The organism is Caldisericota bacterium (assembly GCA_034717215.1).
Lineage (GTDB): Bacteria > Caldisericota > Caldisericia > Caldisericales > Caldisericaceae > UBA646.
This window is the reverse complement of sequence record JAYELD010000121.1, coordinates 1-7,353: the sequence shown is the minus strand read 5'-3', so window position 1 is coordinate 7,353 and position 7,353 is coordinate 1. Positions and strand designations below refer to the sequence as shown.

Genomic DNA, 7,353 nt, shown 5'->3' with positions numbered 1-7,353 from the left:
TATTATGGCAAGATTTGCTGAACATGAAAACAAAGGAGTCTTTTATCGTCCACAAATAAGCTGGACTGACACATTCAAATACGCTGTTGATTTATCAAGAAAGCACACTAATAAAACGGGCTCAAGGGCCTTGGACATTCTGCATGTAGCCTCAGCTTTATCAATGAAAGCTGAGAGGTTTCTTACTTTCGACGAGAGGCAATCCAAATTAGCTGCTCTATCCGGGATAAGGATAGAAACTTTGTAGCTGAATATCCATGCCCTTCGGCTTTACACCTCGAAAGGCCACAAATTACGGTTCTTTTCCCAAACGGAATTTCTCTGCTCTTCGGGTCAGTGTCTTACTGATCAAATATCGATAGATAAACCGTTTGACGGGATTCATATTCGAAAGATTGTCACCGTGTTTTTCGTAATAATCATCAGGGGAATTAAAAATGCCAAAATCCTTCACAATGGAATCTTTCTGTATAAACGTATCGCCTTCACCATCCCAGTCGGTACTTACAGTTGAAAGATCCTGGCAGCTTATACCCCATCCTTCAAATTTTTTGGTTTCTGGAAATAGTTTTCGGGCCGAATCAAGATATTTCTGATCCAATATTACACCCTCAAGTGTAGCCCAGCGCTCACCAGTGAATGCTTCCACCCAGGCATGAAGCACTCCGTCTTTGATATGATGCTCATAGATGTGCTTAGGAAATATTCCCTGCTGAACCTTTTTATCAATCCAGAAGAAATGGAAACGACAAGGGACCCCCAGCCCGCGCAGTAAAGCGCCAAGCAAGGTGCTCTTTGTATTGCAGTGGCCGATTCCATCGCGTAGCGCCTGTGAAGCGGAAATAGAATCTCTATCGGAATTATAACCAAAGACAATACTATCCCGAACAAATAAATATGCTGCTATTCTCTGGTCTATAATGCCGCCCGCTTTTTTCAGGTCGGAAAGGACTCCCTGCATTAAGGACGATTCATAATCAAGTATAGGACTTGGGGCCAGACAATCTTTATGTTCCTTGTGGTTCGTGCTCATCGTGATTTACGTCCTGACGAACAATATCTTCTTTTACCGGTGAATATTTGGACATCGATTGTTCAGTTCGACAGGGCGTCTGTCCATTGCCGCAGAATAGACGGATATTCGATCACGCTTGAATCCGCATAAAAGGGCAAGCTGTAAATGGCCGTGTTTTTGATGGCCGGCACGTTGGCCATAGCCGGATTTGCTTTCACCGCGGCAGCAAGAGCCTTTTGTACTGCAAAAGGATTTCCTGTCATGACAATAACATCAGGTTTGGCTTTTGCCAGGGCGTTCAGCTTTCTGATTAGAAAATGGCCTTTATCCACCTTTTTGGTTTCCGATTTAAGAACGTCACCCACGTTTATACAGCCGATTGGATCGAGCAGGAAACGATCCGAATAGCCCCCGGGCATCTCGACTCTCAGAAAAGTCTTGCCCGTAGCGCTTTGATAAGTTCCGCTGATAATGACCACCTTTTTACCCAATTTTGCCTTGGGCAAACCTTTTTTAGCCTTTGCCATAGCTTTGTTGTAGCGATCGATCAAGGAATCGGCTTTAGACTGACATCCAAGCAATTTAGCCGTCTGCCTGATGGCCGATTCTAAGCCATCAGAAAAATCAACATACTCGATGGTCAGGCCTTTTCCTTCCAGCAGGGGAACGACATTGGCCGGCTTGACCTTTGGTTTGTAAATACAGAAATTTGGATGCTTCTCGATAATAATTCGCTTGATGCCTCGTTTTTTTGCCGTGTTTGAAACGATGGATGGGTTTTTGTCGACTATGCATTTTGGGCAACCCAGTATCTGGGAAGTATTTATGAGTTCCTTGCACAATGGCCACATGGAGCAACGCACGGACATGGCCTCGGGGAGAACCCCCAGGTTAAAAGCAACATCTACCAGCCGGTCGCCAACCATGATTGCTTTTATTTTCTCTGGGGCTATTTTTCGCTTTGCTTCAGCCGTTTGGGAGGATAATAGAACCAACCCTGTGACCATGATGAACAAAAAAGCAAGTGCCATCGAATTGATGTTTTTAATGTAGTTCTTCATAAATTTTATTTCCTTTCTTTAAACTATATGGGTTTGCCCTTTCCATAAAGGGTTCTGATAATATTATACGAAAAAAGAAAAGCAGATGTGATAATCAATAAGCCACCTGTTATGACAATGGATTTGAAAGGAGTCACGGCCTTTCTGAACTCAGTAGTTCCATGGGCAAAACCGGTTGCAAGCCCGAACGATCCTATGAGATGGAAACCCGCGCAAAAAAGAACAATCCCTGCAATATGACACCAGAGGTTGGCATAACATGCCCACACACGGTATCTTTCATCCCCCTGTATCTTGGGAACGAGATAATACAAAATGCCCATAAGTGCAGAGCTCACCCATCCGATAAGGTTGATATGTGTATGAATCTTTTTAACAAAATCAACAAAAAATGGTTTCAAATACTCCGGTGGGATATGCATAAAGGTGGAGTAAAACCTTTTGAAATACATTTTTGTCGGAAACATTATTCCTTCCAAACATCCTAGGATCAGGAAAAATAATGCGGCGGTGATAAAATATCTTGCCATCTTTTGCGCCATATAAAATCTCCTTTTAACAGATTAAGCTACGACAATTAATAGCTTATGGTAACACCTGCATAATAAAAGGTCGGCTCAATATATACGTCATTGTCCATCTTGTTAAATATATTATTAACACCTGCAAACAGGGTAAAACGTTGGAATAATTCCTTGGAAAGATAGCAATGATAAAGAGAGTAGGCATCCTGTATCCCGCTCTCATAGTATCGCTCTCCGATATAAGCCATCCTAATATTAGCCCGCAGTCCAAATTCAGAATGATGGTAACCTAATTTCAGATACCCCTTATAGTCCGGCTGTCCTTCCAGATCTCTGCCTGTTTTCTTGTCTTCCGTTTCAAGGTAGGTCAAATTTCCTGAGATGGAAAAGTTTAAAGGCAGGTTCAAACCACTTTCCAGTTCCACACCTTCCATAGTAGCCTCAGCAATATTTTGGTACCTGTAATAGTCTTTCTTTTTCTTTCCCGTACCAGTTGATTTATAATAGACGGCTTCAATAAGGTCTTCTATTTCGTTTCTAAAACCTGTAATTCTTCCCCAAAATTTCTTGTATTCGCCCTCGATGCCAACCTCGTAGCTCTCTGATTCCTCAGGGTCTAAATCAGGATTAGGTTCATATATCCACTTTCCTCTTTTTCTATATGAAGTAACAAAAAGTTCGGATATGCTCGGCGCGCGAAAGCCACAACCGTAGGAGGCTTTTAACCTGAGATTATTAAAAAAGCTATAGATCATCGAGGCCCGGGGCGTCCATTTGGAACCAAATTCAGAATGCTCATCAAATCGCACGCCCAAAACAAGATATAAAGGATCAAAAACCTGATATTCATCCTGCAGATAAAAACTGAAATTATCCAGGTCATCATCACGACCGGTTTCATCTTCCCTGCTTTCTTCTCTGAACTCAGAGCCCACAATAAGAATATGTTTATCGAGAAATGCCCCTGTAAACCGGCCCTCTATCTGATTCAATTTACGCTTTGCATTTTCTTCTCCGGTGACTAAAGCAGTTGGTAAAAATTCGATTTCATTTTCATGTTCAGAGTGATAGGCTCTGAGCATGAGATTATTTAAAACACTCAACTTGGCATCGTATTGAAGGAAATAGCCGAGTCTTTTGTCTTCGGCGCTTCTTTCTCTATCAAGGTTTGAATAAAATCTCATTCCCTCTCTATCCATGTCACGGTATTCAAATCCTGCCAGAAGACTGTGATTATCATTAAGATTAAAAGAGAAACGCCCGTCTACAGATCCCAACTCTTCGTGATCTCCATCATCAGGAAGAACTTCATCTCTATCCCATCCGTCTTTATTCCGGCATCCACCTGCAAGGAGAAATCCAAAACGTCCCAAAGAATCCCCAACATAAGCCCTGCCTATGTGCTCTTCCCCTTCACTATATTTACTTATGCCGTACTGATAAGTAGCTCCAGCTGCCAAATCCCGGGGTGGTTTCTTTGTGATAATATTTACAACACCGCCGATGGCATCGCTTCCGTAAAGAGCGGAAGTTGGGCCTCTGACTACCTCAATACGCTTGATCATATCCACGGAAATCTGGTTTATATCAAGAAAATCCTTGTAGCCCATGGAAAACCTTCTTCCATCAATCAGTACCAGGGTATGTTTATTCCCTGTGCCACGTATACTGGGCGCCTTTATTCTTCCTGTCTCCCCTATAACCATAAGACCTGTGGCCACTTCCAATGCTTCTGCCACGGTTTGTGCGCCCATCTCTTCTATCTCTTGTGATGTGATAACTTCGATGGAGCCGGGAGCCTCCTCCATCTTTTTTTTCCGTCATTGTTGCAGTAACAACCATTTTTTCCAGTTCCGCCGCTTTTGGTTCGATGTTTTTTTCTTGCGCATTTGCTGTAGGAGTAATGGCAAAAATAATTGCCAACAGGCACAATGCCAGCTTGAACTTCTTCATCGTTTTCCTCCTCTGGTTAGGGCTCGACAAAAAATAACTTCACATTTCAGGCGCTGATGCATCCCGCCTGACTGCGTTGCGAAAATTCTGAATATGCTTGATATTCATGCTTTTTCGCGCCTTGTCAGCCGAGCGCCTCAACACCTGAAATTGCGAACTTATTTTTTGCCGAACCCTTAGAGTAATAATTATTGGCGCTCTGTTAATAGTCTAAAATAAAAAAGGCGCAACTTAAGATGTTTGCCACAATCCAAGTTACGCCTTCACTTTTTCCCGCTTTTCGGTCGGAAAACCGTAAGACATCCCTTCAGGGTTTGATATGGTTAAATAATTTAGGTTTCCCTAACAAAGGAAAAGTTCTATGTCAAGATTTTTTGCTGTTGGTTTTAAAACTACATTTTAATCTCAGGGTAGAACATATTATTGTGGCTGAACTGGGCCAAACGGTAATCTTTGGGGCCGCTGAAGAACATACAAACAGGGAAGCTTTATAGTTATCGCCTAACCTGTATTCCGCAAAGATTTCACAGGCCAAGCTGTCATTTCTGCCTATGCACCTGCTTGTCTGCCGCCTGCCTGTGCGTCGCACGCAGACAGGTTCCGTGACAGGCAGGTGCAGACAGGGCTGGCAATCTGAATCTGTTCGTCTCGGGGAAAGATGATCCGGAGTTTTTGTATTTTCTGGCGGGGAAAATTGGAGCGAAAGTTTCCAATAATATCAATCTAATTTCAAACTTTCTCCTACAAGTTCAAGCGCTTCATTTATCCATTTCATATCAAACCTCAAACCAGTATCTATTAGCGATTCTATAAGTGGCGCTGCTTTTGAAATATAGCTTCTTTTCTTTGCAAGAAGGATGATACCCACTGTTCCACGCAAAGGGATGCCAAGACTCCGAGCGCACTTACGCGCAGATAAATCATCAAGGATTGCTTCATATTCAGGATGAGTTAATGCCCATGATAAAACCTCTGATTCTCCTTTCCCCAAGTCCCACCCAGCAATAGCAGGTTCGATAGTTATGTCACTTTGTACCCTTGTCACCTTTGGAGATGTCAGAAAGGCTTCCAGGGTCGGCGCTTCCTCTTTATATTTCAGTATTTCATTTGCCACACCTTTTGGGACAACAAGGATTTCGCAAAGATCAGTCAAGAGTCTGAGATGACCTATGTGTTTCAGGAGTATACGAGGTAATGCATTGCAAACCTACTGGTCAGACACGATCGAGTTCCTCTCTTATTTCCTCTACCGTATATTGAAAGGGGGAAACTCCATATTTGGAAAGTGAAAATATGAATTTCATCCTTGAGAGTCCAGCTATTTCAGCAGCTTTCTCCTGTGATATTATCCCCATTTCATACCATTTTGCTGCTGCCGCAAGACGCAACTCCCTGGTCAAACCCTCATGATCCTGCTTCAGCGCTGAAAATGCCCCCTCAGGCATTTCTACTTCTAATAATACCGACATTGATGCCATCCTGCATCTTTTAATTTCTTTTTCTTATATCTGAAAATTCGTATTATTGCAAGAACCCTTGCTTATTTATTAGTTAGAAGCGCCCAGCAGATTTACCGTTGAATCAAAAACTGTATCTCAATCTCAGATAGACCATATCGTTATCCTTGAACTGCCCAAGGCGGGAGTCTTTGGGGCCGTTGAAAGCCATATATCCAGGGGCAATTTGCCAGTTGTCACCGATCTTGTATTCTGCAAATATCTCAGAGGCTGATCCGTCATTACTGGTAAAATACATACCTCGAAAACCGGTATTTAAATCATCGTCAAGAAACTTATTGCTGATTTCAAAGGTAAGACCATGGGTTTTACGTTTCAGTGTAATCGATTCACGGCCGCTTTCTATAAAATCATAGAAAAATTGCAGGTTTACATAAAGGTTTGTGAAAAAGGTTCGGTCGATGCCGATCACGCCCTGGTAAAGATCCCTGGCCGTAAGACCATCGCTGTCTTTTGCGTATAATGCATCATTGGAATCAATTGAAAAAAGAAGCCCTGGCTTTACGGCAAGTTCACCGCGTATTGTGACTCGTTCAAAACCTTTTGCAAAGTTAAATCCGTAAGCCTGGTAGCGGTGATAACGAGGGGTGAAGCGCATCCTGCCATCGGCCAGGAAATCGCGGTGATAAACAGGATCGTCTGTGTAGCCGTTGTAATAGAGCAATGCCAGGTCAAAACCGCCTGTCACTGTGGAGACTCGAAAGGCAAACTCAGCATCCCTAAACCAGTCGTCCGGTTCTTCTCCTGGGGAAAGAACAATCTCACCTGATTCAGCGCTTCTTCTCATATCTCTCAGCGCTTTTGGTTCCCAAGGGCTATCAGGCAGTGGAAATTCGTTTACCTCTGCCTTTGGGATTAATATTCCTTCCAAAGTGACAGGCCCCAACAGGAATATTCCGTCCACCAACAAAATGGGAAGTCTGGCATCGGCCCTGGCGCTTGCAATGGGGTCTCGATAATCCCTGGGGTTGATCAGGTCCATGGGATTGATCCCATCCCCTGTTCCCCAACGCATCATTTTTTTGCCCAAGATAAAATCTATCCGTTCCGTATCTATTGTCAGATACGCCTCGTTTAGTTCCAGGTAGTACAGCTCATCATTATCATCCGTCCAATCCCGGACAGCCGGGTCATAATCAAAATAAGCGTTTGCAAAACCCCTGATCCAACCTGCCTGTGCGGGCGAGCCGTACGCAGACAGGTCCTGCCCCAGATAACAATCCAGCCACAAGCGTTGTCTGAGTGATATAGGTTCATCCAACTCCTTTACCCTTAACTGATTG

At 43.3% G+C, this 7,353-nt stretch carries 9 protein-coding genes; 1 reads left to right on the top strand and 8 read right to left on the bottom strand.

What is annotated here, in order from left to right:
• Positions 1 to 247 (top strand): PIN domain protein (locus tag U9Q18_04880; protein ID MEA3313692.1); only part of this gene is annotated, 247 nt, incomplete at its 5' end.
• Positions 248 to 292: 45 nt separating this feature from the next.
• On the opposite strand, the gene U9Q18_04875 is transcribed toward U9Q18_04880, so the two are convergent.
• The 8 genes from U9Q18_04875 to U9Q18_04840 form a co-directional block, all read right to left on the bottom strand.
• Positions 293 to 1,033, bottom strand: coding sequence for a transglutaminase domain-containing protein (locus U9Q18_04875; protein MEA3313691.1), 741 nt, complete (start codon positions 1,031 to 1,033; stop codon positions 293 to 295).
• 62 nt (positions 1,034 to 1,095) lie between these two features.
• Positions 1,096 to 2,076, bottom strand: coding sequence for an ABC transporter substrate-binding protein (locus tag U9Q18_04870; protein MEA3313690.1), 981 nt, complete (start codon positions 2,074 to 2,076; stop codon positions 1,096 to 1,098).
• A 23-nt stretch (positions 2,077 to 2,099) separates the two neighbouring features.
• Entirely contained in the window at positions 2,100 to 2,606 is a 507-nt protein-coding gene (locus tag U9Q18_04865; protein ID MEA3313689.1) for a cbb3-type cytochrome c oxidase subunit I, read from the bottom strand.
• Between the two features lie 47 nt (positions 2,607 to 2,653).
• The gene (locus tag U9Q18_04860; protein MEA3313688.1) at positions 2,654 to 4,354 is read right to left on the bottom strand and encodes a TonB-dependent receptor; all 1,701 of its coding nucleotides are present in this window, start codon (positions 4,352 to 4,354) and stop codon (positions 2,654 to 2,656) included.
• On the bottom strand, positions 4,248 to 4,553 hold the full coding sequence (locus tag U9Q18_04855) for a hypothetical protein (protein ID MEA3313687.1): 306 nt from the start codon (positions 4,551 to 4,553) through the stop codon (positions 4,248 to 4,250). The genes U9Q18_04860 and U9Q18_04855 overlap by 107 nt, the downstream gene beginning before the upstream one ends.
• 718 nt (positions 4,554 to 5,271) lie before the next feature.
• Entirely contained in the window at positions 5,272 to 5,667 is a 396-nt protein-coding gene (locus U9Q18_04850) for a DUF3368 domain-containing protein (GenBank protein MEA3313686.1), read from the bottom strand.
• A 100-nt stretch (positions 5,668 to 5,767) separates the two neighbouring features.
• Complete coding sequence (locus U9Q18_04845) at positions 5,768 to 6,022, bottom strand: UPF0175 family protein (GenBank protein ID MEA3313685.1); 255 nt, start codon at positions 6,020 to 6,022, stop codon at positions 5,768 to 5,770.
• 112 nt (positions 6,023 to 6,134) lie between these two features.
• Positions 6,135 to 7,353: DUF1302 family protein (locus tag U9Q18_04840; GenBank protein MEA3313684.1), on the bottom strand; the 1,219-nt coding region annotated here is incomplete at its 5' end.

Bases quoted from the DNA above. Each gene is read 5' to 3' on its own strand.
- U9Q18_04875 (MEA3313691.1), bottom strand. From the start codon at position 1,033: ATGAGCACGAACCACAAGGAACATAAAGATTGTCTGGCCCCAAGTCCT.
- U9Q18_04870 (MEA3313690.1), bottom strand. From the start codon at position 2,076: ATGAAGAACTACATTAAAAACATCAATTCGATGGCACTTGCTTTTTTG.
- U9Q18_04865 (MEA3313689.1), bottom strand. From the start codon at position 2,606: ATGGCAAGATATTTTATCACCGCCGCATTATTTTTCCTGATCCTAGGA.
- U9Q18_04860 (MEA3313688.1), bottom strand. From the start codon at position 4,354: ATGGGCGCACAAACCGTGGCAGAAGCATTGGAAGTGGCCACAGGTCTT.
- U9Q18_04855 (MEA3313687.1), bottom strand. From the start codon at position 4,553: ATGAAGAAGTTCAAGCTGGCATTGTGCCTGTTGGCAATTATTTTTGCC.
- U9Q18_04845 (MEA3313685.1), bottom strand. From the start codon at position 6,022: ATGTCGGTATTATTAGAAGTAGAAATGCCTGAGGGGGCATTTTCAGCG.